The organism is Streptomyces sp. NPDC051051 (genome assembly GCF_040682975.1).
Taxonomy (GTDB): Bacteria; Actinomycetota; Actinomycetes; order Streptomycetales; family Streptomycetaceae; genus Streptomyces.
In genome coordinates this window covers 1-22,673 of the sequence record NZ_JBFBCB010000027.1, presented here as the reverse complement: position 1 = coordinate 22,673, position 22,673 = coordinate 1, and the positions used below count along the sequence as shown (strand labels likewise).

Here is a 22,673-nt window from a genome sequence, read left to right as displayed (position 1 = left end):
GGAGCGCCTTCCAGAATAGGGGAGTTACTGGCCGACCCGGCCCGGCTGGAGCACCTTGGTGAACAGCACGGTGCCGTCCTGTTCGCGCAGCCGCACGGTCAGTTCTCCGCTTTCGCCGTCGATGTCGACCTCGCCGAAGAACTGGTAACCGCCGGCCGGGGAGACGTTGGCGGCGGTGGGGGCCTTGACGAAGACCCGGTCCGGGCCGAAGGTGCCGTCCAGCGCGTTCGCCGGGAAGGCGCCCGCGTTGAGCGGCCCGGAGACGAACTCCCAGAACGGCGCGAAGTCCTTGAACGCCGCCCGCGACGGGTCGTAGTGCTGGGCCGAGGTGTAGTGGACGTCGGCCGTGAGCCAGACCGTACCGGTGATCCGCCGGTGCTTGACGAACCGCAGCAGTTCGGCGATCTGCAGTTCACGGCCGAGCGGCGCGCCCGGGTCGCCCTGGGCGACCGCCTCGATGTTCGGCCTGCCGTCCGTGGCGTCGGGGACGACCAGGCCGAGCGGCATGTCGGAGGCGATCACCTTCCACACCGCCCGGGAGCGGGACAGCTCGCGCTTGAGCCACGCCAACTGCTCCTCGCCGAGGATGCCCTGGGCGTCCGCACCCTGGTCGCCGGGGGAGTTGGCGTTCCGGTGGGTGCGCATGTCCAGGACGAACACGTCCAGCAGGGGGCCGTGGTGCTGCACCCGGTAGACGCGGCCGTCCGGGCGGCGCAGCGTGGAGATCGGGAAGTACTCGGAGAACGCCTGCCGGGCGCGGGCGGCCAGGACGTCGACGCTCTTCTCGGTGTACCGCGCGTCGGCGAGGATCTCGCCCGGGTACCAGTTGTTGGTGACCTCGTGGTCGTCCCACTGGATGATCGAGGGCACGCGCGCGTTGAAGGCCCGCAGGTTCTCGTCCAGCAGGTTGTAGCGGAAGTTGCCGCGGAACTCCGCCAGGGTCTCGGCGACCTTCGACTTCTCCTCCGTGGTGACGTTCCGCCAGGTGCGCCCGTCGGGCAGTGCCACCGCCGCGCCGATCGGGCCGTCGGCGTAGATGTTGTCCCCGCTGCACAGGAAGAAGTCCGGGTCGAGCGCGGCCATCGCGGCGTAGATCCGGTAACCGCCCAGCTCCGGGTTGATGCCCCAGCCCTGCCCGGCCAGATCGCCCGACCAGACGAACCGCACACCGTCGCGCCGCCGTCCGGACACGGTCCGGAAGGTGCCGGTGACCGGCTCGCCGGTACGGCGCGGGTCGTCCGGGTCGGCCAGCAGCACGCGGTAGTGGATCTCCTGGCCGGACGGCAGCCCGTGCAGTCGCGTCGTGCCGGTGAAGTCCGTTCCGGCGCCGAGCAGCGGACCGCGCCAGCGGCGCGCGTTGCGGAACGACTCCGTCGCCGACGTCTCGACGACCATCCGTGCCGGCCGGTCGGAACGGACCCACACCAGCCCGGAGTTCGCGGTCACGTCCCCGGTCTGCACCCCCCACTCCGCGCGGGGCCGCCCCGACAGGGCGAGGGCGGGCGCCGCGCCGAGGCCGACGGGCAGGGTCAGGGCGGCGGACGCGGCGAGCGAGCCGCGCAGCACGCTGCGGCGTCCGGGGAGTGGACGGTGTGACATGGGTGGGCCTCCTGGAACGGGAACCTGCCGGTGTGCACCGTCACACCTACGGGAACGCCGCAGCGCGCACGCGAACCACGGGTGAACAACCGGACGCCGAACCCGGGCTCCGTCGTCACCCCGTCCCCGCGCAGGCCGTCGGCACCGCCCTCGCCGGAGCCGGGGCCGCCCCGGGCGAGGAGGCGTCGGATCGTCCCCGCGGGGACTCAGCGGCTGCCGTCGAGCAGCACGCGCGCGACGAGCGCCGGGTCGTCGTTCATCGGGCAGTGCCCGCAGCCGGGCAGCCGCACCAGACGGGCCCGCGGAATGATCTGCTTGGCGCGGACGCCCTGGCGGCGCACCAGCACCAGATCGCGGGTGCCCCAGGCCACCGTGACCGGGATGCCGGGGACGTCGTCGGTGAACCGTACGGCCCCGCCCGCCCGCAGGGTCTGCTCGAACCCGGTGGCCCCGGCCAGCGCCCGCGTCTCGGCGACCACGGCCTCGGGCGAACGGCGCGCCGGACGGGCGTAGATGGTGCTGGTCAGGGCGGCCCGGCCGGCCGCCGATCGCGCCAGCCGCTCCACCAGCGGCAGCGGCATCCGCTGCGAGATCCGGCGCATCGCCAGCAGCACGCCGAAGGCGTAGCGCCGCTCCGCCTCCGACCAGAACCCCGCCGGGGACAGGGCGGTGACGGACCGCACGCGCTTCTCCCGGCCCAGCTCCAGGGCCAGCAGGCCGCCCAGCGAGTTGCCCGCGACATGGGGGCGGTCCAGCCCCAGGGTCTCGCAGAGGGCGGAGAGCACCGCGGTCGTCGTGGACAGGTCGTGGGCGAGCCCCGCGGGCAGGGACGGGGACGCCCCGAAGCCGGGCAGGTCCACCGCGATCACCTCGCGCTCGGTGGCCAGGATGTCCACCACGGGGTCCCAGGCCTGCCGGTGGTGTCCGATGCCGTGCAGCAGGAGCAGCGGCTCACCGCGTCCCACGCGCGCGTAGGAGACGGTGACGGTCTGCGGCCCGTCGGGGGTGGGGACCGGGAAGGAGACGGTGGCGGACATGGGGGTGCTCCTCGTCTGGACGGGTGGACGCGGTACGGGTTCGACGGCGGTGCGGCCGGTCGCCTGGACAGCTTGGCCGACCGGCGGCCGGTCGCCTGGACAGCTTGTCAGCAACTGCTACCGGCGGGTAGCCCCTGTGGATGCGTCTCGTCGGACACGACGGGGGCTTTGCCGGGGCGTCACGAGAACGGTCGCGTGCGAACACGCCGTGAACCCTCGTGCGCCGGACACCTGTGGGCTCCCCCAGGGTTGGAGGATTGGTCTTGACCAAGGGTGGGGGCCGCCCTATGGTCGCAGATAAGTACAACAACCTTTAATAAACAAGGGCGCGAAAAGCCGCCGTACCACGGCGATTGCGGAGGACAGGGTGGGGACCACGCAACTGGAATCGGTACCGGAACCGAAGTACTGGCATCTGAGGACCGTGCTCAGCGAGGCACTGGACTCGGAGTTCGCCGTGGGCGAGATCCTGCCCAACGAGCGGGATCTCGCCGCGCGTTTCGGCGTCGCCCGCGCCACGCTCCGGCAGGCCCTGGAGCAGCTCGAACTTGAGGGGCGTCTGCAGCGCCGCCGCGGCGTCGGCACGACCGTCGCGCCGCCCCGGGTCGGCGTCGACGTCGGCACGGAGGGGCAGGCCTGGCCCGGCGCGTCCGAGGACGCCTGGCAGCCCGTCGACTGCACGGTCGCGGCGCCGCCGCCGGCGGTCGCCGACGCACTGGGAACCGACCGCGACGAGGCCGTGCACATCGTGCGGCGCTCGCGGGTCTCCCACGGTCAGCCCGTCGCCGCGGAACTGCTCTACGTCCCGTGCTCGTCGGTGCCCGACCTGACCGCGATCGACACCCCGTCCGGGGCCGCACGCGCGCGTGCGGTGCTGCGCGAACTGCGGCGCCCGGCGCTGGAGGGCCAGGACCGCGCGGTGGAACTGGGTTCGGCCCGCGCGGACGACGCGAAGGAACTCGACCGGCTCCCCGGCGCACCCGTCCTCGTCGTCACCACCCGCTTCTTCGCCGAGGGCCGCACCGCGGCACTCTCCGTGGCCACCTACCGGGCGGACACCTGCCGCCTGACCTTCGGCGCCTCGGGCACCGTGGAGATCCACCACGGCCCGGAACGCCAGGCGTCCTGACCGCCCGGCGACCGCCCGGCAGGCTCCCTGAACGGCCTGCACCCGGCCCCCGGCCGCACGGCCGGCGCGCCCCGGAAGGACTCCGGGGTGCGCCCGCCCCCCGGACCGCGGAACACGCCTCACGCGCGGCCCGTCACCGTGCCCTCCACCGCGAAGAGCTGCTCCTCGACGTGGTCGAGGGCCAGCCGCAGCGCCCCCGTCGCCACGGCCGCCTCCCCGAGGAGAGACAGGGCCACCTTCGGCGGACGCAGACAGTAGCGCGCCAACTCCCGCCGCAGCGGCTCCAGTACGCCGTCCAGCCCCGCCGCCCAGCCGCCCACCACGACCAGCTCGGGGTCGAGGGCGAGCGCCAGCGCGGCCACGTCGTGGACGAGCCGCTGGATGAAGCGTTCCACGGCCGCCCGCGCCCGCTGGTCGCCCTCGCGGGCCTGCGCGAACACCTCGGCGACCGCCTGCTCGTCCAGCGGGTGCAGCGGCTCGTCCGTCGTGGACAGCAGCGTCTCCGGCGTCACCCCGCGCCCCAGCAGGTGCAGCGCGCCGATCTCCCCGGCCGCCCCGCCGTACCCGCGGTGCAGCCGCCCCCCGATCAGCGAACCCGCGCCCGGACTCAGCCCGGCCAGCACGAACACGACGTCGTCGGACTCGGTGGCGGAACCCTTCCAGTGCTCGGCCACGGCCGCGGCGTTGGCGTCGTTCTCCACCAGCACCGGGCACTTGAAGGAACGGCTCAGCCGCTCGCCCAGCCGCAGCCCCGTCCACTCGGGCAGCGCGGTACCCAGCCGCACCGTCCCGTCCGCCTCCACGATGCCGGGCGTGCCGACGCCGACGGCCCGCAGGGAGCTGCGCGGGACCCCGGCCCGCCGCAGCAGCTCGGCGACAGCGGTCCGCAGCCGTTCGAGCCGCTCGTCGGCGGGCGCCGACTCGGCGACGTCCTTCGCCTGCGCGCCCAGCACCCGCCCGTCCAGGTCGGCCAGGAGCACGGCCACCCGGTGCGCCCCGATCTCCAGACCCAGCAGATGACCGGCCTCGGCCCGGAACCGGAACCGGCGTGCCGGACGCCCCTGCCGGCGGGCGGCGCCCTCCTCGGCGGCCTTCTCGACGACGAGACCGGCCCCTATGAGGTCCTCGACGACCCCCTCGACGGTCGGCCGGGACAGCCCGGTCACCCGCGTGATCTCCGTCAGCGTCGCGCAGTCGGCGGCACGCAGCGCGTGCAGCACCACCGCGGAATTGATCCTTCGCAACAGCGAGGGATCCCCGCCGGTCAGCCGCCCCAACGTCCGTCCTCCCAGCTCGTGCGCGTGTTGGGCGGATCGTACTCGGCGCGCGGCACCCGGGCGAGCGCGGACGGCGCACCGGCCCGCCTCACCCGCCGGTCCGGCCCGCCGTGACGAACCCCGACTCGTACGCCGTGATCACCGCCTGCGTGCGATCGCGGACCGCCAGCTTCGCCAGCACCGCGCTCACGTGCGACTTGACGGTCTCCGCGCCGACGACCAGCCGCGCGGCGATCTCCGCGTTGGACAGTCCACCCGCCATCAGCCGCAGCACCTCGGCCTCCCGCTCCGTCAGCCGCGCCCGCTCCAGCAGGTCCCGCGCCGCCCGGTTCCCCGGCCCCCCGCCGTACGAGGCGGCCAGCCGCCGTACCGACGCCGGGAACAGCAACGACCCGCCCTCGGCGACGAGCCGCACCGCGTGCACGATCTCCGCGGGCCGGGCCCGCTTCAGCAGGAACCCGTCCGCTCCCGCGCGCAGCGCCTCGTACACGTACTCGTCGTTCTCGAAGGTCGTCACGACGAGAATCCTCGGCGGCCCCTCCACCGTCCGCAGCACCGCGCGCGTGGCCTCGATCCCGTCCATCAACGGCATCCGTACGTCCATGGCGACGACGTCGGGCCGCAGTCGCCGCACCAGCGGGATCACCGCCGCCCCGTCCGCGGCCTCCCCGACGACCTCGATGTCGGGCTGCGCCTCCAGCACGGCCCGCAGCCCGGCACGCACCAGGGGTTCGTCGTCGACGAGGAGCACGGTGACCGGCATCCGGTCAGCCTAGATCAGCGCAGCGGCAGCTCCGCACGCACCTGCCAGTCGCCCCCGTCGGGGCCGGCCGCCGCCCGCCCGCCGAGCAGCGCGGCCCGCTCGTGGATGCCCCGCAGCCCACTGCCGCGCACCGGAGCGGCGGACACGCGCGCGGCCAGCGGATTGCGCACCTCCAGACGGAGCCGGGCCGCGGCGACCTCGACCCTGACCCGGACCGGAACGGAGCCCGCGTGCCGCAGCGCGTTGGTCAGCGCCTCCTGGAGGATGCGATAGCCCTCGCGGGACACCGGGCCCGGCACGGTCTCCAGCGGCCCGGTCAGTTCGGCGTCCACCTCCGCGCCCGACGCGCGCGCGGACTCCAGCAGCCGGTCGGCCTCGGCCAGCGTCGGCCGGGCGCCCACCGGCCGCTCCGCCTCGCGCAGCACCCCGAGGACGCGCTCGAGGTCCTCCAGCGCGGCCCGGCCGGTCTCCTCGATCGCGCCGAGCGCCCGGTCGGTGAACGCGGGGTCGCCCGCCGCCCGTGCCGCGCCCGCCTGCACCACGGCCACCGTCAGGGCGTGGCCGATGGAGTCGTGCAGTTCGCGCGCGATGCGGTTGCGCTCCAGGAGCTGCTCGGTGCGCTCCTCCAACGCCGCGAGCCGCTCGCCCGCGGACGGTCCGAGAAGCAGCCGCGCCAGCGAGGCGGCCGCCGCACCCAGCCCGACGACGAGTCCGTACCAGGCGAGGAGAGGCAGCGGCACCAGGAGGGCGTACCCCCAGTGCGGCGTCGCCCCGGCCAGCACCGGGACGTCGTCGGGCACGCGCCCGCGCGCCGTCTCGGCCAACTGGTAGGCGAGGACCGGCAGCCAGACACAGGCGAAGACCGTCACCAGCCCGAGGGCCATCCGCACTTCCAGCCACAGCACCGTACGCAACCGGTCCCGCCAGGCCGTCGCCGGAGTCACGGAGAACGCAGGGTCCCGCGCGCCCGCCGTCAGCAGCAACTGCGCCTGCACTCCCTCACCCGTGCGCACCGCCGGGATCAACCCGACCGGGATCAGGGCCAGCGCCGGCACCCACGGCCGCGACGGGTCGATGAACATCCAGACGCTCACGACCAGCATCGGCACCCACAGGTGCACCAGTCGTGTGTACGTCGTCCCCCGCAGCAGCGGGCGCAGGAAGCGGCCCATGCGCACATCGTGACAGGCACCACCGACAGGCCACCTCCCCCGGGCGGGGGAGACGAACCCCACCGGCGGGGGAGGCCCGGCAGCGGGTCCGGCGGCCACCGTGGTGCCATGACCAGCATCGACGTCCACGACCTCACCAAGGAGTACGGCCCCCGGCGGGCCGTGGACCGGCTCACCTTCCGGGTCCTGCCCGGCCGCGTCACCGGCTTCCTCGGCCCCAACGGCGCCGGCAAGTCCACCACCCTGCGCCTCGTCCTCGGCCTCGACCGGCCGACCTCGGGAACCGCCGGCATCGACGGCCGCCCCTACGCCACGCTGCCCGAACCCCTGCGCCACGTCGGGGCGTTGCTCGACGCCCAGGCCCCGCACGGCTCCCGCACCGGCCGCGACCACCTGCGGGCCCTCGCCGCGAGCAACCGCATCCCCGTCCGCCGGGTCGACGAGGTGCTGGAGGAGACCGGGCTGACGCCGGCCGCGCGCCGCCGGGTGAAGACGTACTCCCTCGGCATGCGACAACGGCTGGGCATCGCCGCCGCCCTGCTCGGCGACCCGCAGGTGGTGCTGCTCGACGAGCCCTCCAACGGCCTCGACCCCGAAGGCATCGTCTGGATCCGCGGGTTGCTGCGCCGGCTCGCGGGCGAGGGGCGCACCGTCCTGGTCTCCAGTCACCTCATGAACGAGACGGCCTCCTTCGCCGACCACCTCGTGGTCCTCGGACGGGGCCGTCTGCTGGCCGACACCCCCATGCGGGACTTCATCGACGCGCGCGTGCGGCCCCGGGTCCGCGTCCGCACCTCCGATCCCGCCGCCCTGGCGCAGGCTCTGGCCCGGCACGGGCACGAGGGGGTCGCCCACGCCGACGGGCACTGGACGGTGGACCACGCGCGCGTGGACGACATCGGCCGGCTCGCCTCCGAGGCGGGCGTCCCGCTGCTCGAACTGACCGCGGAGGAAGGCACGCTGGAACAGGCCTACCTCGGTCTGACCGCCGCCGACACCGAGTTCGCCGCCGCTCCCCAGGAGGCCTGACCATGGGATTCACGCCCGCACTCCACGCCGAGTGGATCAAGATACGTACGCTGCGGTCCCAGACCGTCACCCTGGGCGCGGTCCTGCTCGCCACCGTCGTCTTCTCCCTGCTCGCCGCCGCCGACGCGGACGACACCGACCCGCTGTTCTCCGCCTTCTTCGGCGTCAGCTTCGGCCAGATCGCGGCGGTGGCCTTCGGGACGACGGCGGTGGCGGCCGAGTTCCAGGGCGGCGCGCTGCGCGTGTCCCTGGCCGCGGTCCCGCGCCGCGGCCGCTGGTTCGCCGCCAAGACCACGGCGATCGCCCTGCCCGTCCTCGCCGTGGGCCTGGCCACCGGCCTGCTGACCTGGGCCGTGGGCCGCGAGACACTCGGTGGACGGACGGCGGGGTTCGGCACGGCCGAAGGACTGCGCGCGGCCGTCGGCTGCGGCCTCTACCTCACGCTGATGGCCCTCCTCGCCGCCGGTCTGACGGCCGTCGTGCGCAGCGGGGTCGCCACGCTCGGCATCCTCGTCCCGTTCCTGCTGATCGTGTCCTTCGTGGTCGGCGACATGTCCGGCTCCGTCGCCGACCTCCTCCCCGACCGGGCCGGCCAGATCGCCCTCCACGGCACGTGGGACGGTGCCCTGGGACCGTGGACCGGGCTGACGGTGACCGCGCTGTGGACGGCGGCGGCCCTCGCGGCGGGGGCCTGGCGGCTGCGGCGCCGGGACGCCTGAGCGGGCCAGGCCCCGGCGCCGGCCGGGACGACGGGACCCGGCTCCTCCTGCTCGTCACCGGCTCCTCCTGCTCGTCACCGGCTCCTGCCCGTCACCGGGGCCGGGCCGTCACCGGGGCCGGGCCGCCCTGACCGGTGGCCCTTCCCCCGGCGGAGGCCCGGAGGTCACTCCCCGGCCGCCACCCGCAGCCGCGCGTACTCCTGCGCCATCGTCGCCGCCGTCCAATGGGCGTTCAGCCCGCTGGGATTGGGCAGCACCCACACGCGCGTGTCCCCGATCGTCCGCTCCTGCGGCCCCACCCGGGCCGTACGGTCGTCGAACGCCACCCGGTACGCGGTCACGCCCACCACCGCCAGCCAGCGCGGCTCCAGCCGGACCACCTTCTCCCGGAGCAGCCGGCCGCCCTCGCGGTACTCCTCCGCCGTCAGTTCGTCGGCCCGCGCGCTCGCCCGCGCCACCACGTTGGTGATGCCGAGCCCGTACGACAGCAGCTCCCGCTGCTCCGCCGGTTCCAGCCGCCTGGGCGTGAAGCCGGACAGGTGCAGCACCGGCCAGAAGCGGTTGCCCGGCCGGGCGAAGTGGTGGCCGGTCGCCGCCGACATCAGACCCGGGTTGATGCCGCAGAAGAGCACCCGGAGGCCGCCCGCGACGACGTCCGGCACGAGACGGTCGCGGGCGGCCTCCAGTTCCGCCTGGGTGAAGCGGGTCAGAGGATCGCCCCCGGGGTGTAACCGGCGGCCTCCGGCCGCTGCTTCACGATCTCCTCGATCCGGCCGACGACGAACGCCACCTGGTCGGCGGCGGCCCCCGTGAAGGACAGCTTGTCGGCCATCAGCGCGTCGAGCTGCGCGCGGTCCAGCGGGATGCGCTCGTCGGCGGCGAGCTTGTCCAGCAGCTCGTTGCGCTCGGCGCCCCGCTCGCGCATGGCCAGCGCGGAGGCCACGGCGTTCTCCTTGATCGCCTCGTGCGCCAGCTCCCGGCCCACGCCCGCCCGCACCGCGCCCATCAGGACCTTGGTGGTGGCGAGGAACGGCAGGTAGCGGTCCAGCTCACGGGCGACGACGGCCGGGAAGGCGCCGAACTCGTCGAGCACCGTCAGGAACGTCTCCAGCAGCCCGTCGAGCGCGAAGAACGCGTCCGGCAGCGCGACCCGGCGCACCACCGAGCAGGACACGTCGCCCTCGTTCCACTGGTCGCCCGCCAGCTCACCGGTCATCGACGCGTAGCCGCGCAGGATCACCATCAGGCCGTTGACGCGCTCGCAGGAGCGGGTGTTCATCTTGTGCGGCATCGCGGAGGAGCCGACCTGGCCCGGCTTGAAGCCCTCGGTCACCAGCTCGTGTCCGGCCATCAGCCGGATGGTCTTGGCCAGCGAGGACGGCGCGGCGGCCAGCTGCACCAGGGCGGTGACGACCTCGTAGTCCAGCGAGCGCGGGTAGACCTGGCCGACGGAGGTGAAGGCCTGCGAGAAGCCGAGGTGTCCGGCGATCCGCTGCTCCAGCTCCGCGAGCTTGCCCGCGTCGCCGCCGAGCAGGTCGAGCATGTCCTGGGCGGTGCCGACCGGGCCCTTGATGCCGCGCAGCGGGTAGCGCACGAGCAGCTCCTCGACCCGCCCGTACGCCACGAGCAGCTCGTCGGCCGCCGTCGCGAACCGCTTGCCCAGCGTGGTGGCCTGGGCGGCCACGTTGTGCGAGCGGCCGGCCACGACCAGCTCGCCGTACTCGCCGGCCAGCCTGCCCAGCCGCGCCAGCACCGCCACCGTACGGTCGCGGACCAGCTCCAGCGACAGCCGGATCTGGAGCTGCTCGACGTTCTCCGTGAGGTCGCGGGACGTCATGCCCTTGTGGACCTGCTCGTGCCCGGCGAGGTCGTTGAACTCCTCGATCCGTGCCTTCACGTCGTGCCGCGTGACCTTCTCGCGCTCGGCGATGGAGGCCAGGTCGACCTGGTCGAGGACGCGCTCGTAGTCGGCGATCGCCGCGTCCGGCACCTCGATCCCGAGGTCCTTCTGGGCCCGCAGCACGGCGAGCCAGAGCTGACGCTCCAGCTTCACCTTCTGCTCGGGCGACCAGAGCGTGGCGAGCTCGGCGGAGGCGTAGCGTCCGGCGAGGACGTTGGGGATGCGGGGCTTGGCGGGAGCGGAAGTCACGTGTACGGATTCTACTGGCGATTCCTGCAGGCCGGCGCCGTGGCCCTGTTCGGTGGAACCTACGAGACCCGGGTCACGCGCGGCTACGCCCGCGGACCCTCGTACGGCAGCAGGTCGGGGCGCTTCGGCGGCAGGCCGTCGCCCGAGGAGCGGCCGGTGAGACGGCGGGCGATCCACGGCAGCAGGTACCGGCGCGCGAACCGGGCGTCGGCCACCCGCCGCGCGACCCAGGCCGGCGGCACGGTCGCGGGTATCGGCTCGTGCCACCCGGTGTCCTCGGGGTTGTACCCGAGGCCCTGCCAGACCGCCTCGGCGACCCGGCGGTGACCCTCGGCCGTCAGGTGCAGCCGGTCCACGTCCCACATCCGCGGGTCGCCCAGGGACGGGGCGCCGTACAGGTCGACGACCAGCGCGCCGTGCCGGGCGGCGAGGCCGTCGACGCAGGCGAACAGCTCCTCCATGCGCGGCCGGAACCGCTCCAGCACCGGGCCCTGCCGGCCGGGGCTGCGCATCAGCACGAGCTGCTTGCAGGAGGGGGCCAGCCGCTCCACGGCCTCGGTCAGCAGGTCCCGCACCCGGACCATGTCGCACTTGGGCCGCAGGGTGTCGTTCAGGCCGCCGACCAGGGTGATGACGTCGGCGCCCATGGTGGCCGCGACCGGCACCTGCTCCTCGACGATCTGGCCGATCAGCTTGCCCCGCACCGCGAGGTTGGCGTACCGGAAGCCGGGCGTGTGCGCGGCCATCCGGCCCGCGAGGAGGTCCGCCCAGCCCCGGTAGGTGCCGTCGGGCAGCAGGTCCGACATGCCCTCGGTGAAGGAGTCGCCGACCGCGACCAGGCTGGAGTGCGGGGGAGTGGTGTTCGTCTGCATGGCGTCAGCGATGGTAACCCGCACGCCATACCCAGCGGTCGGTCACCCCCCGCCGCCCGGTCTCAGGCCCGCTGCCCGAACAGCTCCCGCAGCACGTCCTCCATGGTGACCAGCCCGGCGAGCCGCCCGTCGGAGCCGAGCGCGGCCGCCAGGTGGGTGCGGCTGCCGCGCATCGCGGTGAGGACGTCGTCCAGCGGCGTCGTCTCGCGCACCCGGGCGATGGGCCGCAGGTCCCGCACCCGGAACGGCTCGTCGCGCGGCGAGGCGTCCAGCGCGTCCTTCACGTGCAGGTAGCCCACGATCCGGCGCCCCTCGTCGACGACGGGGAAGCGGGAGAACCCGGATTCGGCGCCGAGCCGCTCCAGTTCCTCCGGGGTGATCCCCACGCGCGCGTAGACGACGCGTTCCAGCGGCAGGACGACGTCCCGCACCGGGCGGCGGCCCAGCTCCAGCGCGTCGTGCAGACGCTCCTGGGCGCGGTCGTCGAGCAGGCCCGCCTCCCCGGCGTCCCGCACGATCTGCGCCAGCTCCGCGTCCGAGAACGAGGCCGTGACCTCGTCCTTCGTCTCGATCCGCAGCAGCTTCAGCAGGCCGTTGGCGAAGGCGTTGACCGTGAAGATCACCGGCCGCAGCGCCCGGGAGAGCGTGACCAGGGGTGGTCCGAGCAGCAGAGCGCTGCGCACCGGTTCGGCGAGCGCGATGTTCTTCGGCACCATCTCGCCCATCAGCATGTGCAGATACGTCGCCAGGGCCAGCGCGATCACGAAGGACACCGCGTGGCCCGCGCCCTCGGGGACGCCGACCGCGTGGAACACCGGCTCCAGCAGGTGCGCGATCGCCGGTTCGGCGACCACACCGAGGACCAGGGTGCACAGCGTGATGCCGAGCTGGGCGGCCGCCAGCAGCGCGGACACGTGCTCCAGGCCCCACAGCACGCTCTTGGCACGCCGGTCGCCCTGCTCGGCGTACGGCTCGATCTGGGAGCGGCGTACGGAGATCAGCGCGAACTCCGCGCCGACGAAGAAGGCGTTGACGACCAGGGTCGCCAGGCCGATCAGCAGCTGGACGGCGGTCACTGGTCCGCTCCTTCCACGTGGTCCTGGGTGAGCGGGGCGTGCAGCAGGACGCGAGCGGCCCGGCGGCCGGACGCGTCGACGACGTCCATGCGCCAGCCGGCCACGTCCAGGCTGTCGCCGACGGCCGGTATGCGGCCCAGCTCGGTGGCGACCAGCCCGGCGAGGGTCTCGTAGGGGCCCTCGGGGGTGTGCAGGCCGACGCGCGCGAGCTGGTCGGTGCGGGCGGCGCCGTCGGCGGAGTAGATGCGGCGGCCCTCGTCGTCGGTGCCCGCGTGGGCCAGGTCGGGCGTCTCGTGCGGGTCGTGCTCGTCACGGACCTCGCCGACGACCTCCTCGACGATGTCCTCCAGGGTCGCCACGCCCGCCGTACCGCCGTACTCGTCGATGACCACGGCCATCGTCCGCTTGCCGGAGAGCCGGTCGAGGAGCCGGTCCACGGTGAGGGACTCGGGGACCAGCAGGGGTTCGCGCATCAGCTCGGCGACGGGCACGCGCGCCCGCTGCTCCGCCGGGACGGCCAGGACGTCCTTGATGTGCGCGGTGCCGACGACGGTGTCCAGGCCCCCGCGGAAGACGGGGAACCGGGACAGGCCCGTCGCCCGGGTCGCGTTCGCGACGTCCTCGCAGGTCGCCTGGACGTCGAGGGCGATGACCTGCACGCGCGGGGTCATCACGTTCTCCGCGGTCAGGTCGGCCAGGTTCAGGGTGCGCACGAACAGCTCGGCGGTGTCCGCCTCCAGGGCGCCCTGCCGGGCCGAGTGCCGGGCCAGCGCCGCCAGTTCCTGCGGGCCGCGGGCGGAGGCCAGCTCCTCGGCGGGCTCCAGCCCGAAGCGGCGGACGACCCGGTTGGCCGTGTTGTTCAGGTGACTGATGAACGGCCGGAAGGCGGCGCTGAAGAAGCGTTGCGCGTTGCCCACCCGCTTGGCCATGGCCAGCGGGGTGGAGATCGCCCAGTTCTTCGGCACCAGTTCGCCGACGACCATCAGGAACACCGTCGACAGCGCCGTGCCCAGCACCAGGGCGACGGAACTCGCGGTCGTGCTCGACAGACCGGCCGACTCCAGCGGCCCGGAGATCAGCTTGGCGATCGAGGGTTCGGCGAGCATGCCGACGACCAGGTTGGTGACGGTGATGCCGAGCTGGGCGCCGGAGAGCTGGAAGGTCAGGTTGCGGACGGCCTTGAGGGCACCGGCCGCGCCGCGTTCGCCGCGCTCGACGGCCCGCTCCAGCTCGCCCCGTTCGACCGTGGTCAACGAGAACTCGGCGGCGACGAAGGCACCGCACGCGAGCGACAGCAGGATCGCCACCAACAGCAACAGCAGTTCCATCACCGGTTCACCTCCGTCCCATGATCGGGCAGGGCGGGGAGGATCGCGCGACGTCGGGAACCAGGAGGCTCGCCCATGGGCGGAGGCTCACACCTTTCGAGGACTCGTTGAAGGGGACCGCACGGTCCGCGCGGTCCCCCAAGGGTAAAGGGTCGGCAAAGAGTGGTGTCGGCCGCCCCGGCTCGGCCGTCCGACCGGAGCGCCGTCGGCTCAGCCGGTCAGCGGCTTCACCCAGCGCCGCCACTTCTCCTCGGGCGTGTACCCCGCCGCACGCCACGCATGATGGGCCGTCTCGTTGCGCGTCAGCACCATCGCGTCGGCGCGCCGCCCCCCGAGCCGGACGAACCGCTCCTCCGCGGCGGCGAGCAGCGCCGCACCGATGCCTTGACGGCGGTACGCCGGATGCGCCGCCAGCCGGTAGAGGTGGCAGCGCCAGCCGTCGAAGCCGGCGATCACCGTGCCCACCAGCTCACCGCCGCGCTCCGCCAGGATCAGCGCCTCGGGGTCGCGGGCGACGAGCCGCTCCACGCCCTCGCGGTCGTCGCTGATGCTCGTGCCCTCGGCGGCGGTCTTCCAGAAGGCCAGCACGGTGTCGAGGTCTTCGGGCGTCGCGGCCCGTATCCGCAGATCAGACATGGGGCGATCCCATCACGCGAGGAACCCCCCGGCGCCGGATTCCAGCATCCGGACGCCCACGACCCGTGCCACGCCGGGGCGCGGCTCGGCTTCCCGGAGGCACCGGCCGCCCCCGCCGCCCAGGTCGTCCCGCCTTCCGCGGCCGACGCCGGCGCTCGCCGTGCCGCCGCCCTCAGTCGTGTGCGATGGCCGACAGCACGTTCATCCGCGAGGCCCGCAGCGCCGGCAGCAGGGCCGCCACCACGCCCACCACCGCCGAGCCGACGACGACCGCGACGATCGTGCCCCACGGGATCGCCAGCGCCTTCATGCCCTGCAGGGCCAGCAACCGCTGGGTGCACACGCCCCACACCAGCCCCAGCCCCACCACCCCCGGCCAGGTCCGCGACCTGGCCCGCCTGGCCAAGACCGGCGAGGCGTCGGTCCACGACATCGCGCGGGAACTGCGCCGCTGGAGCCTGTGAGGGGTCCTAGCGGCGCGCCCCGTCGGTCGCCGGCCGCCAGGCCGTGCCCAGTCTGCAGTACGACGAGGGCAGCGCCGGTCCGCTCTCCGGGACCAGCAGACGCCGGTACGGGCCGAGTTCGAACCCGGCGTCGCGCAGTGCCCCGACCGGATCGCGGGAGAGGTGGCAGCCGCCGCTGAGGAGCGGCCACACCGTCCGGTCCAGCGTGCGCTGGGTGAAGGCCATGACCGGGCCGCCGCCCGTGCCGTGCTCCAGGAACCGCACTTCGCCACCGGGCCGCAGCACCCGCCGTACCTCGGCGAGGGCCCGCGGCAGGTCCCGCACGCTGCACAGGACCAGCGAGAGCACCGCCGCGTCGAAGGCCTCGCTCTTGACCGGCAGGGCCTCGGCCGCGCCCGGTGCGACGTCCACCGGCACCTCGGCCCGCAGCGCGGCCCGCACCGCCAGCGCGCGCAGCAGCCGCTCCGGCTCGATCGCCACGACCTCCGAGACCGTGCTCGGGTAGTGCGCGAAGTTCAGGCCGTTGCCCGCGCCGATCTCGATGACGCGGCCGGAGAGCCCGGCGAGCAGCCGGCCGCGCAGCGCTGCCAGGCCCCCGCGGGTCTCCGCGGTCACGCTCAACCGGGCGTAGCAGCGCGCGAACAGCGGGTGGTGGACGGGATCGCCGGGCACTTTGCCGGAGCCGGCGGACCGTATCGGCATGGCGACCTCCCGGGCCGGACGGGCCTACCGGGATTCTCCCCCGTACGGGCCCGTCGCACCCCCGCTCCCGCGTCGAACTGCTCCGCCTCCTCGGCTAGGGAGCCGGGGGAGCCGAGGAAGGGGACCGGTCCCCTCGCGAGACCGGGGACCGGCTCCAGGGCTCCGGTTCCGTCCGGCTCCGGAAGGCCTCGGCCTCCCAGGTCCCGTCCAGGCGGGACGCCAGCCAGCCGGGGGCCGCCGCACGGAAGTCGGCGGGGGCGAGCGACCCCGAACCGGCGGGCAGCGCGCCGAGCAGGGGGGCGCCGGCGACGTCCGGCAGGTCGGTGACGTTGCACCGCATCGCCAGGTCGGGCGCGTCGGGCCAGGAGCCGATCACCACTCCGAGCAGCTCAAGCCCTCGCAAACGCAGTTCACGGGCCGTCAGGTCGGTCGTGTTCAGCGTGCCCAGCCCCGCCGACGCCACCACCAGCACCGGCGCCCGCAGCAGCTCCGCGGCGTCGGCCAGCGTGCCGCCCGCCTCGTCGAACCGCACCAGGAGCCCGCCGGCCCCCTCGACGAGGACCAGGTCGTGCTCGGTGGCCAGCTTGGCCGCCGCGTCGGCGACCTCACGCGGCCGCACGGGCACCATCCCGGCCCGGAGGGCCGCCGTCGCCGGTGCCAACGGCTCCGGATAGCGGGCCAGTTCGGCGGTCGTGACGTCACCCGCCAGCCGCGCGACCTCGTCCGCGTCACCGCGCTCGTCCGGCCGTACGCCGGTCTGGGCGGCCTTCAGCACGGCCACCGAGCGGCCCGCCGCGAGCGCGGCGGCGGCGACGGCGGCGGTCGTGACCGTCTTGCCGACCTCCGTGCCCGTCCCCGTGATCACCAGGATCGGCATGGTCATCCCTCCCGCGCCGCCGCGCACACGGCCCGCGCGATCCGTGCCACGTCCTCGTCGCCGGTGACGTACGGCGGCATCGTGTAGACGAGGTCGCGGAAGGGCCGCAGCCAGACGCCCTCGCGCACGGCTGCCCGCGTGGCGGCCTTCATGTCCACGTCGTGGTCGAGCTGGACGACCCCGATGGCACCGAGCACCCGTACGTCCTTCACGCCCGGCAGGTCCGCGGCCGCGGCCAGTTGCTCCCGCAGCCCCGTCCCGATCCGCCGGACCTCCGCGAGCCAGTCCTGCCCGAGGAGCAGCTCGATCGAGGCGCAGGCGACCGCCGCGGCCAGCGGGTTGCCCATGAACGTCGGACCGTGGGCCAGCACCGGCACCTCGCCCCGTGAGATGCCGTCGGCGACCCGGCCCGTGCACAGCGTCGCGGCCATCGTCAGATAACCGCCGGTCATCGCCTTGCCGACGCACATCACATCCGGGGTCACCCCGGCATGGTCGGAGGCGAACAGCGCGCCCGTGCGGCCGAATCCGGTGGCGATCTCGTCGAACACCAGCAGCACGCCGTGCTCGTCGCACGCCTCGCGCAGCACCGTCAGGTACGCGGGGGAGTGGAACCGCATCCCGCCCGCGCCCTGCACCACCGGCTCCACGATCACCGCGGCCAGCTCGTCGGCGTGCCGCCCGATCGCCGCACGCAGCTCACGCGCGTACGTCTCGTCGTACTCGGCGGGCGGCGGACCGACGAAGACCTGCCGGGGCAGGACCCCGGTCCACAGGTCGTGCATCCCGCCCTCGGGGTCGCACACGGACATCGGCTGCCAGGTGTCCCCGTGGTAGCCGCCGCGCCAGGTCAGCAGTCGCTGCTTGCGGGGGCGGCCCAGCGAGCGCCAGTACTGGAGGCACATCTTCACCGCGACCTCGACCGACACCGACCCCGAGTCGGCGAGGAACACGTGCTCCAGCCCCTCGGGCGAGATGTCGACGAGCAGCTTCGCCAGCCGTACGGCGGGCTCGTGGGTGAGCCCGCCGAACATGACGTGGCTCATCCGCCCGAGCTGGGCCCGCGCCGCCTCGTCGAGCACCGGGTGGCCGTAGCCGTGGATCGCCGACCACCAGGAGGACATGCCGTCGACCAGCTCGCCGGAGCCGTCGGCGAGCCGCAGCCGGACCCCGCTCGCCGACTCCACGACGAGCGGGTCCACCCGGCCCGGCATCGGACCGTACGGATGCCACACATGACGCCGGTCGAGGTCCAGCAGCTCGGACACGTCCCGCTCAGGCATTGGGCGCGAGGTCCGTCCCGGCGCCCCGGCGGCGGACGGCGACCAGGTCCGTACGGGCCTCGTTCGCCTGCGGCGCGGACGCCGTACCGCGGACACCGCCGCCCTCGTGCGCACCGCAGGCACCCCCCTGCTCGTGCGCACCGCAGCCGCCGGCGGCCTCGGGGGATCCGCAGCCGCCGCCCTGGTGCGACCCGCAGCCGCCGCCGGCCCGGTGTTCCGGCAGCGTCACCTCGCCCGCGCCCTCCACCTCGAACCCGGCGTCCGCGATCATGTCGAGGTCCGCCTTGCCGGCCTGGCCCTCGGTGGTGAGGTAGTCGCCGAGGAAGATCGAGTTGGCCAGGTGCAGGGCGAGCGGCTGCATCGTGCGCAGATGGACCTCACGGCCGCCCGCGATGCGCACCTCCACGTCCGGGCAGACGAACCGCACCATGGCCAGGATGCGCAGACAGCGCTGCGGGGTGAGGTTCCACTCCTTGGCCAGCGGGGTGCCCTCGACCGGGATCAGGAAGTTCACCGGGACGGAGTCGGGGTCCAGTTCGCGCAGCGAGTGGACGACGTCGACCAGGTCCTCGTCCGACTCGCCCATGCCGGCGATCAGCCCCGAGCACGCCGACAGACCGGCCGCGTGCGCCTTGTGCACCGTGTCCACCCGGTCGGCGTACGTGTGCGTGGTCGTGATGTCCGCGTACGTCTCCTCGGACGTGTTCAGGTTGTGGTTGTAGGCGTCCGCGCCCGCCTCGCGCAGCCGCTCCGCCTGACCGTCGGAGAGCAGGCCCAGGCAGGCGCACACCTCGACGCCCTCGTTCTGGTCCTTGATCGCCTTGATGGTCTCGGAGACCCGGTCGACGTCCCGGTCGGTCGGGCCCCGCCCGGACGCCACCAGGCAGACCCGCTTGGCACCCCCGGCCAGCCCCGCGGCGGCGGCCCGCGACGCCTCGTCGGGCTTGAGCCAGGTGTACTTGAGGATCCCGGCCGTGGAGCCGAGCCGCTGGGAACAGTAGGAGCAGTCCTCCGGGCACAGGCCCGACTTCAGGTTGACGAGGTAGTTGAGTTTCACCCGTCGCCCGAACCAGTGACGGCGTACCCTTCCGGCCGCGGCCACCACGTCGAGCAGGTCGTCGTCGGACGTGGCCAGCACGGCCAGCGCCTCTTCGCGGGTCGGCAGCTCGCGCCGAAGCCCCTTGTCCACCAGCGTGTTCAGCAGGTCCATGAGAGCCGATCCTGTCGTACCGACCCGTGCGCGGGCCAGGGAGAGTTCGTACAACGAAGGGCATTCGAGGTGTGGGTATTGCCACACCATGGGATACGCGACGTACGGCTAGTGTCTGTCCACTGCCTACAAATTCCCCGGAGGACGAGCCATGGCGTTCGGCTGGATCGACGAGCGGGCGCGGGCGCGCCGCACCGCCGGACTCGTACGGACCCTGCGCCCCCGTCCGGCCGACTCGCCCCTCCTGGACCTCGCGAGCAACGACTACCTGGGACTCGCCCGCCACCCCGAGATCACCGAGGGCGCGGCGCGGGCCGCGCGGACCTGGGGCGGCGGCGCGACCGGCTCCCGGCTCGTCACCGGCACCACCGAGCTGCATGCCCAACTGGAGCGGGAACTGGCCGACTTCTGCGGCTTCGAGGCGGCCCTGGTCTTCTCCTCCGGCTACGCCGCCAACCTCGCCGCGGTCACCGCGCTGGCCCCGCACGGCTCCCTGATCGTCTCCGACGCGGGCAACCACGCCTCGCTCATCGACGGCTGCCGGCTGGCCCGCGGCACGACGCAGGTCGTCGCGCACGCCGATCCCGACGCCGTGCGCAAGGCGCTGGGCACGCGCGGCGGTCCGGCCCTGGCGGTCTCCGACACGGTCTTCTCCGTCGACGGCGACGCGGCCCCGCTGGCCGACCTCGCCGACGCCTGCCGGGAGCACGGTGCCGGGCTGGTCGTCGACGACGCCCACGGTCTCGGCGTCCTCGGCGCGGGCGGCCGCGGCGCGCCGCACGCGGCGGGACTGGCGGGGGCGGAGGACGTCGTGGTCACGGTCACGCTGTCCAAGTCGCTGGGCAGCCAGGGCGGCGCCGTGCTCGGACCCGCGCGCGTGATCGACCATCTGGTCAACGCCGCCCGGACGTTCATCTTCGACACCGGGCTCGCCCCCGCGGCGGCGGGCGCGGCCCTGGCGGCCCTGACGCTGCTGCGCCGCGAGCCGGAACGTGCGGCACGCGCGCGTGCGGTGGCGGGCGAGCTGCACGCGCGCCTGACGGCCGCGGGTCTGGAAGCGGTGCGTCCGGACGCCGCGGTCGTCTCCGTGCGGGCCCCGTCCCCGGAGGCGGCCGTGCGCTGGGCGGCGGACTGCCGGGCGGCAGGCCTGGCCGTGGGCTGCTTCCGCCCTCCTTCCGTGCCCGACGGCGTCTCACGCCTGAGGCTGACCGCCCGCGCTGACCTCGGCGAGGCGCAGATCGAACGTGCCGTACGGGTGATCGACGGGACACGGCCATGAGCCGGCGTGGCGCGGCCGTGCGCCGGGAGACGCCGACCGGCCGGCGAGCCGGGACCAGCGGAACGCGGCGGTGAAGTCCGTCCAGCTCCCGGGGGAGAAGAGCAGGGCGGGCCCGGCCGGGTCCTTGGAGTCGCGTACGGCGAGCAGACCGGTCCACGGTCCGCGGTCCGGGCGGGCCGTCTCCACGCAGTTGTTGGCTCCCGTGCTGTAGCTGCTGCGCAGCCACCGCAGAGCCTGGGGGTGGGGGTGAGGGAGGGAGAGACGGGGCGGATCGGTGCTGCAGGGTACGTTCCGAGGCAGTGCGGTCATGATGCCTCCTTACGCGCCGTCAGCGGTCGCGGCGAGGTAGTCCAGTGAGTCCCCGGGCGAGAGAGCGTGCGCCCGAAGGGCGTTGAAGGCTTTGGTGTAGGCCTGGAGGTCTTCTTTCCGTTCGAGGTGGACACTACTCGTCAAGTGGTCGAGAACGACCACATCCAGATCAGAAGCGCTCGAAAACGAGAAGATGACGAAAGGGCCGGTGACGCCGATGTGCGCCCCGGCGCTGAACGGCAGCACCTGGAGCCTGACCTGGGGCAGCCGGGCCGCCTCCACCAGCCGCTCCAGCTGCTGCGCCATGACCTCGGGACCGCCCACCTCCCGCCGCAGCACCGCCTCGTCGAGCACCGCGTCCAGCTCCAGCGGCGGCCGGGCCCGCAGCACGTCCTGCCTGGCCAGCCGCACCTCCACCAGCGCGTCCAGCCGGTCCTCGTCGAGGCCCTCCACCGCGGCCCGGGTCACCGCGCGGGCGTACGCGGGAGTCTGCAGCAGCCCCGGCACGACGGTGGTCTCCAGGGTGCGCATCGCGCTCGCCTGCGACTCCAGGCTGATGAAGTCCCGGTAGGTGGGCGGCAGGACCCCGCGATAGGCGTGCCACCAGCGCTCGCGGCCGTCGCCCTCGACCGAGCCGGCCAACGCCAGCATCAGCTTCCGCAGTTGCGCGTCGTCCACGCCGTAGGTGTCGAGGAGCAACCGCACGTCGGCCGGTCTCGTACCGCTGGTGCCGGTCTCGATCCGGCTCACCTTCGACTGGTGCCAGCCCACCAGCCGGGCCGCCTCACCACTGGTGAAGCCCGCACGGGAACGCAGCGCCCGCAGTTCGGCGCCCAGCTTCCGGCGGCGCACCGCGGGACCGTGCTGCATGGGACCTCGTTACTCCCTCCGGGCCGTCCGCATATGTTCTGCCGTAGCAGAGTTCACCGCATCGAGCGACAGATATATGCCCATCTTGGTGGATCGCCATCCGCGACCGGCGTGTTGATGGCACTCTGGCGACGAAGCACCAGTCCGGGAACGTACTCGAACATCCGCACCGTGTCGGACTCCGGTCCCGGGGGAAAGGGACGACGTCGCCATGGCAGACCACCTGGAAGCATCCGTCACTCTGCCGAGCGATCCCGCCTCGGTGTCCACTGCCCGCACCCACGTGCTCGACACCCTCGCGCAGTGGGGCCTCCCGGCCACCGCGGAGCTGGCCGACACCGTCCGCCTGATCGTCTCCGAGCTGGCCACCAACGCCGTACAGCACACCTTCGGACAGTCGCCCACCTTCACCGTGGACCTCGTCCTCGACCGCGACGAGCGGCTGTACATCGGCGTCACCGACAGCCACCCGCGCTTCCCCCAACGACTGCCGGCCGCCGTCCAGCAGGACAACGGCCGAGGCATGGTGATCATCAGATGGCTGACCGCGGAGCGCGGCGGCAGACTCCGGGTCCGTCCCACCCGCGAGGGCGGCAAGACCGTCTTCATCGAACTGCCCTGGACGGTCCCCGGCGAGCCCGCCGGCAAGGCGGCGCCGGCGACGGCGGCGGGGCCGCAGGACCTCTGACGGGCCCCGGGGGCCGCCTAGGGCTCCGCGGCGCCCCTCCGGGGACTCCTGGACTCCTCCGGAGCCCCACGGAACCCCGCGAGGCCGCCCCGGCCCTGTGACGCCCGTCCGGGGCCGTCCCGACTCATGCGGCACCGCGCGGGCCGCCCAGGATCCGCGCGAGCGGCATCCCGATCCGCCGCAGCCACGCCACCAGCCGCGCCCG

At 74.0% G+C, this 22,673-nt stretch carries 21 protein-coding genes and 3 pseudogenes; 6 read left to right on the top strand and 18 right to left on the bottom strand.

All coding sequences use genetic code 11. The features are described from left to right. Positions 1 to 24: 24 nt before the first annotated feature. Together AB0N31_RS20990 and AB0N31_RS20985 are read right to left on the bottom strand one after the other, a co-directional pair. Complete coding sequence (locus AB0N31_RS20990) at positions 25 to 1,599, bottom strand: alkaline phosphatase D family protein (protein WP_366059884.1); 1,575 nt, start codon at positions 1,597 to 1,599, stop codon at positions 25 to 27. 206 nt (positions 1,600 to 1,805) lie between these two features. Further along, positions 1,806 to 2,636, bottom strand: coding sequence for an alpha/beta fold hydrolase (locus AB0N31_RS20985; RefSeq protein WP_366059883.1), 831 nt, complete (start codon positions 2,634 to 2,636; stop codon positions 1,806 to 1,808). 367 nt (positions 2,637 to 3,003) lie between these two features. On the opposite strand from AB0N31_RS20985, the gene AB0N31_RS20980 reads away from it, so the two are divergent. Next, entirely contained in the window at positions 3,004 to 3,765 is a 762-nt protein-coding gene (locus AB0N31_RS20980) for a GntR family transcriptional regulator (protein ID WP_366059882.1), read from the top strand. A 119-nt stretch (positions 3,766 to 3,884) separates the two neighbouring features. Here the strand turns inward: AB0N31_RS20980 and AB0N31_RS20975 are convergent, their stop codons facing one another. The 3 genes from AB0N31_RS20975 to AB0N31_RS20965 all read right to left on the bottom strand — a co-directional run bounded on the left by AB0N31_RS20975 (position 3,885) and on the right by AB0N31_RS20965 (position 6,977). Beyond that, positions 3,885 to 5,042: an ROK family transcriptional regulator gene (locus AB0N31_RS20975; RefSeq protein ID WP_366059881.1), complete on the bottom strand. Its 1,158-nt coding sequence runs from the start codon at positions 5,040 to 5,042 to the stop codon at positions 3,885 to 3,887. An 88-nt stretch (positions 5,043 to 5,130) separates the two neighbouring features. Continuing rightward, positions 5,131 to 5,805, bottom strand: a complete 675-nt coding sequence (locus tag AB0N31_RS20970; RefSeq protein ID WP_366059880.1) for a response regulator transcription factor — start codon at positions 5,803 to 5,805, stop codon at positions 5,131 to 5,133. Between the two features lie 14 nt (positions 5,806 to 5,819). Further along, positions 5,820 to 6,977: a histidine kinase gene (locus AB0N31_RS20965; RefSeq protein WP_366059879.1), complete on the bottom strand. Its 1,158-nt coding sequence runs from the start codon at positions 6,975 to 6,977 to the stop codon at positions 5,820 to 5,822. Between the two features lie 108 nt (positions 6,978 to 7,085). Between AB0N31_RS20965 and AB0N31_RS20960 the strand changes: the two genes are divergently transcribed. Further along, the gene (locus tag AB0N31_RS20960; RefSeq protein WP_366059878.1) at positions 7,086 to 8,006 is read left to right on the top strand and encodes an ATP-binding cassette domain-containing protein; all 921 of its coding nucleotides are present in this window, start codon (positions 7,086 to 7,088) and stop codon (positions 8,004 to 8,006) included. A gap of 2 nt (positions 8,007 to 8,008) precedes the next feature. Beyond that, positions 8,009 to 8,725, top strand: a complete 717-nt coding sequence (locus AB0N31_RS20955) for an ABC transporter permease (RefSeq protein WP_366059877.1) — start codon at positions 8,009 to 8,011, stop codon at positions 8,723 to 8,725. 164 nt (positions 8,726 to 8,889) lie between these two features. Here the strand turns inward: AB0N31_RS20955 and mug are convergent, their stop codons facing one another. The 7 genes and pseudogenes from mug to AB0N31_RS20920 all read right to left on the bottom strand — a co-directional run. Further along, positions 8,890 to 9,435: a G/U mismatch-specific DNA glycosylase gene (gene mug, locus AB0N31_RS20950; RefSeq protein WP_366059955.1), complete on the bottom strand. Its 546-nt coding sequence runs from the start codon at positions 9,433 to 9,435 to the stop codon at positions 8,890 to 8,892. Continuing rightward, entirely contained in the window at positions 9,432 to 10,874 is a 1,443-nt protein-coding gene (gene purB / locus AB0N31_RS20945) for an adenylosuccinate lyase (protein ID WP_366059876.1), read from the bottom strand. The genes mug and purB overlap by 4 nt, the downstream gene beginning before the upstream one ends. 83 nt (positions 10,875 to 10,957) lie before the next feature. Beyond that, a complete protein-coding gene (locus AB0N31_RS20940; RefSeq protein WP_366059875.1) occupies positions 10,958 to 11,746 on the bottom strand; it encodes an SGNH/GDSL hydrolase family protein in 789 nt (262 codons plus the stop codon). A 62-nt stretch (positions 11,747 to 11,808) separates the two neighbouring features. Then, complete coding sequence (locus AB0N31_RS20935; protein WP_366059874.1) at positions 11,809 to 12,822, bottom strand: hemolysin family protein; 1,014 nt, start codon at positions 12,820 to 12,822, stop codon at positions 11,809 to 11,811. Further along, the gene (locus AB0N31_RS20930; RefSeq protein ID WP_366059873.1) at positions 12,819 to 14,153 is read right to left on the bottom strand and encodes a hemolysin family protein; all 1,335 of its coding nucleotides are present in this window, start codon (positions 14,151 to 14,153) and stop codon (positions 12,819 to 12,821) included. Before AB0N31_RS20930 ends, AB0N31_RS20935 begins: the two co-directional genes overlap by 4 nt. 207 nt (positions 14,154 to 14,360) lie before the next feature. Further along, positions 14,361 to 14,786 (bottom strand): GNAT family N-acetyltransferase, encoded by a 426-nt coding sequence (locus AB0N31_RS20925; protein WP_366059872.1) that lies wholly within the window; start codon positions 14,784 to 14,786, stop codon positions 14,361 to 14,363. Between the two features lie 172 nt (positions 14,787 to 14,958). Further along, positions 14,959 to 15,156, bottom strand: a pseudogene (locus tag AB0N31_RS20920) (hypothetical protein); the annotation flags it as partial. Here AB0N31_RS20920 and AB0N31_RS20915 point away from each other — a divergent pair. After that, positions 15,152 to 15,250 (top strand): annotated as a pseudogene (locus AB0N31_RS20915) (fic family toxin-antitoxin system, toxin component); the annotation flags it as partial. The pseudogenes AB0N31_RS20920 and AB0N31_RS20915 sit on opposite strands and share 5 nt — an antisense overlap. Positions 15,251 to 15,256: 6 nt before the next feature. Here the strand turns inward: AB0N31_RS20915 and AB0N31_RS20910 are convergent. The 4 genes from AB0N31_RS20910 to bioB form a co-directional block, all read right to left on the bottom strand. Further along, positions 15,257 to 15,952, bottom strand: a complete 696-nt coding sequence (locus tag AB0N31_RS20910) for a class I SAM-dependent methyltransferase (protein WP_366059871.1) — start codon at positions 15,950 to 15,952, stop codon at positions 15,257 to 15,259. 94 nt (positions 15,953 to 16,046) lie between these two features. After that, complete coding sequence (gene bioD / locus AB0N31_RS20905; RefSeq protein ID WP_366059954.1) at positions 16,047 to 16,829, bottom strand: dethiobiotin synthase; 783 nt, start codon at positions 16,827 to 16,829, stop codon at positions 16,047 to 16,049. A 2-nt stretch (positions 16,830 to 16,831) separates the two neighbouring features. Next, positions 16,832 to 18,112 carry an adenosylmethionine--8-amino-7-oxononanoate transaminase gene (locus AB0N31_RS20900; protein WP_366059870.1) on the bottom strand — a complete coding sequence of 427 codons (1,281 nt, stop codon included), beginning with the start codon at positions 18,110 to 18,112 and terminating at the stop codon, positions 16,832 to 16,834. Then, positions 18,105 to 19,322: a biotin synthase BioB gene (bioB, locus tag AB0N31_RS20895; RefSeq protein WP_366059869.1), complete on the bottom strand. Its 1,218-nt coding sequence runs from the start codon at positions 19,320 to 19,322 to the stop codon at positions 18,105 to 18,107. Before bioB ends, AB0N31_RS20900 begins: the two co-directional genes overlap by 8 nt. Positions 19,323 to 19,473: 151 nt before the next feature. On the opposite strand from bioB, the gene AB0N31_RS20890 reads away from it, so the two are divergent. Further along, positions 19,474 to 20,601, top strand: coding sequence for an 8-amino-7-oxononanoate synthase (locus AB0N31_RS20890; protein ID WP_366059868.1), 1,128 nt, complete (start codon positions 19,474 to 19,476; stop codon positions 20,599 to 20,601). 60 nt (positions 20,602 to 20,661) lie between these two features. Here AB0N31_RS20890 and AB0N31_RS20885 read toward each other — a convergent pair. Together AB0N31_RS20885 and AB0N31_RS20880 are read right to left on the bottom strand one after the other, a co-directional pair. Further along, a pseudogene (locus AB0N31_RS20885) lies at positions 20,662 to 20,910 on the bottom strand (DUF397 domain-containing protein); the annotation flags it as partial. 9 nt (positions 20,911 to 20,919) lie between these two features. After that, complete coding sequence (locus AB0N31_RS20880) at positions 20,920 to 21,780, bottom strand: helix-turn-helix transcriptional regulator (RefSeq protein WP_366059867.1); 861 nt, start codon at positions 21,778 to 21,780, stop codon at positions 20,920 to 20,922. Between the two features lie 211 nt (positions 21,781 to 21,991). Between AB0N31_RS20880 and AB0N31_RS20875 the strand changes: the two genes are divergently transcribed. Further along, positions 21,992 to 22,468: an ATP-binding protein gene (locus AB0N31_RS20875; protein WP_366059866.1), complete on the top strand. Its 477-nt coding sequence runs from the start codon at positions 21,992 to 21,994 to the stop codon at positions 22,466 to 22,468. Positions 22,469 to 22,673: the final 205 nt, after the last annotated feature.

Coding starts and splice junctions, on each gene's coding strand:
- AB0N31_RS20990 (WP_366059884.1), bottom strand. CDS start 1,599: ATGTCACACCGTCCACTCCCCGGACGCCGCAGCGTGCTGCGCGGCTCG.
- AB0N31_RS20985 (WP_366059883.1), bottom strand. CDS start 2,636: ATGTCCGCCACCGTCTCCTTCCCGGTCCCCACCCCCGACGGGCCGCAG.
- AB0N31_RS20970 (WP_366059880.1), bottom strand. CDS start 5,805: ATGCCGGTCACCGTGCTCCTCGTCGACGACGAACCCCTGGTGCGTGCC.
- AB0N31_RS20965 (WP_366059879.1), bottom strand. CDS start 6,977: ATGGGCCGCTTCCTGCGCCCGCTGCTGCGGGGGACGACGTACACACGA.
- AB0N31_RS20960 (WP_366059878.1), top strand. CDS start 7,086: ATGACCAGCATCGACGTCCACGACCTCACCAAGGAGTACGGCCCCCGG.
- AB0N31_RS20955 (WP_366059877.1), top strand. CDS start 8,009: ATGGGATTCACGCCCGCACTCCACGCCGAGTGGATCAAGATACGTACG.
- AB0N31_RS20940 (WP_366059875.1), bottom strand. CDS start 11,746: ATGCAGACGAACACCACTCCCCCGCACTCCAGCCTGGTCGCGGTCGGC.
- AB0N31_RS20925 (WP_366059872.1), bottom strand. CDS start 14,786: ATGTCTGATCTGCGGATACGGGCCGCGACGCCCGAAGACCTCGACACC.
- AB0N31_RS20910 (WP_366059871.1), bottom strand. CDS start 15,952: ATGCCGATACGGTCCGCCGGCTCCGGCAAAGTGCCCGGCGATCCCGTC.
- bioD (WP_366059954.1), bottom strand. CDS start 16,829: ATGCCGATCCTGGTGATCACGGGGACGGGCACGGAGGTCGGCAAGACG.
- AB0N31_RS20900 (WP_366059870.1), bottom strand. CDS start 18,112: ATGCCTGAGCGGGACGTGTCCGAGCTGCTGGACCTCGACCGGCGTCAT.
- bioB (WP_366059869.1), bottom strand. CDS start 19,322: ATGGACCTGCTGAACACGCTGGTGGACAAGGGGCTTCGGCGCGAGCTG.
- AB0N31_RS20890 (WP_366059868.1), top strand. CDS start 19,474: ATGGCGTTCGGCTGGATCGACGAGCGGGCGCGGGCGCGCCGCACCGCC.
- AB0N31_RS20880 (WP_366059867.1), bottom strand. CDS start 21,780: ATGCAGCACGGTCCCGCGGTGCGCCGCCGGAAGCTGGGCGCCGAACTG.
- AB0N31_RS20875 (WP_366059866.1), top strand. CDS start 21,992: ATGGCAGACCACCTGGAAGCATCCGTCACTCTGCCGAGCGATCCCGCC.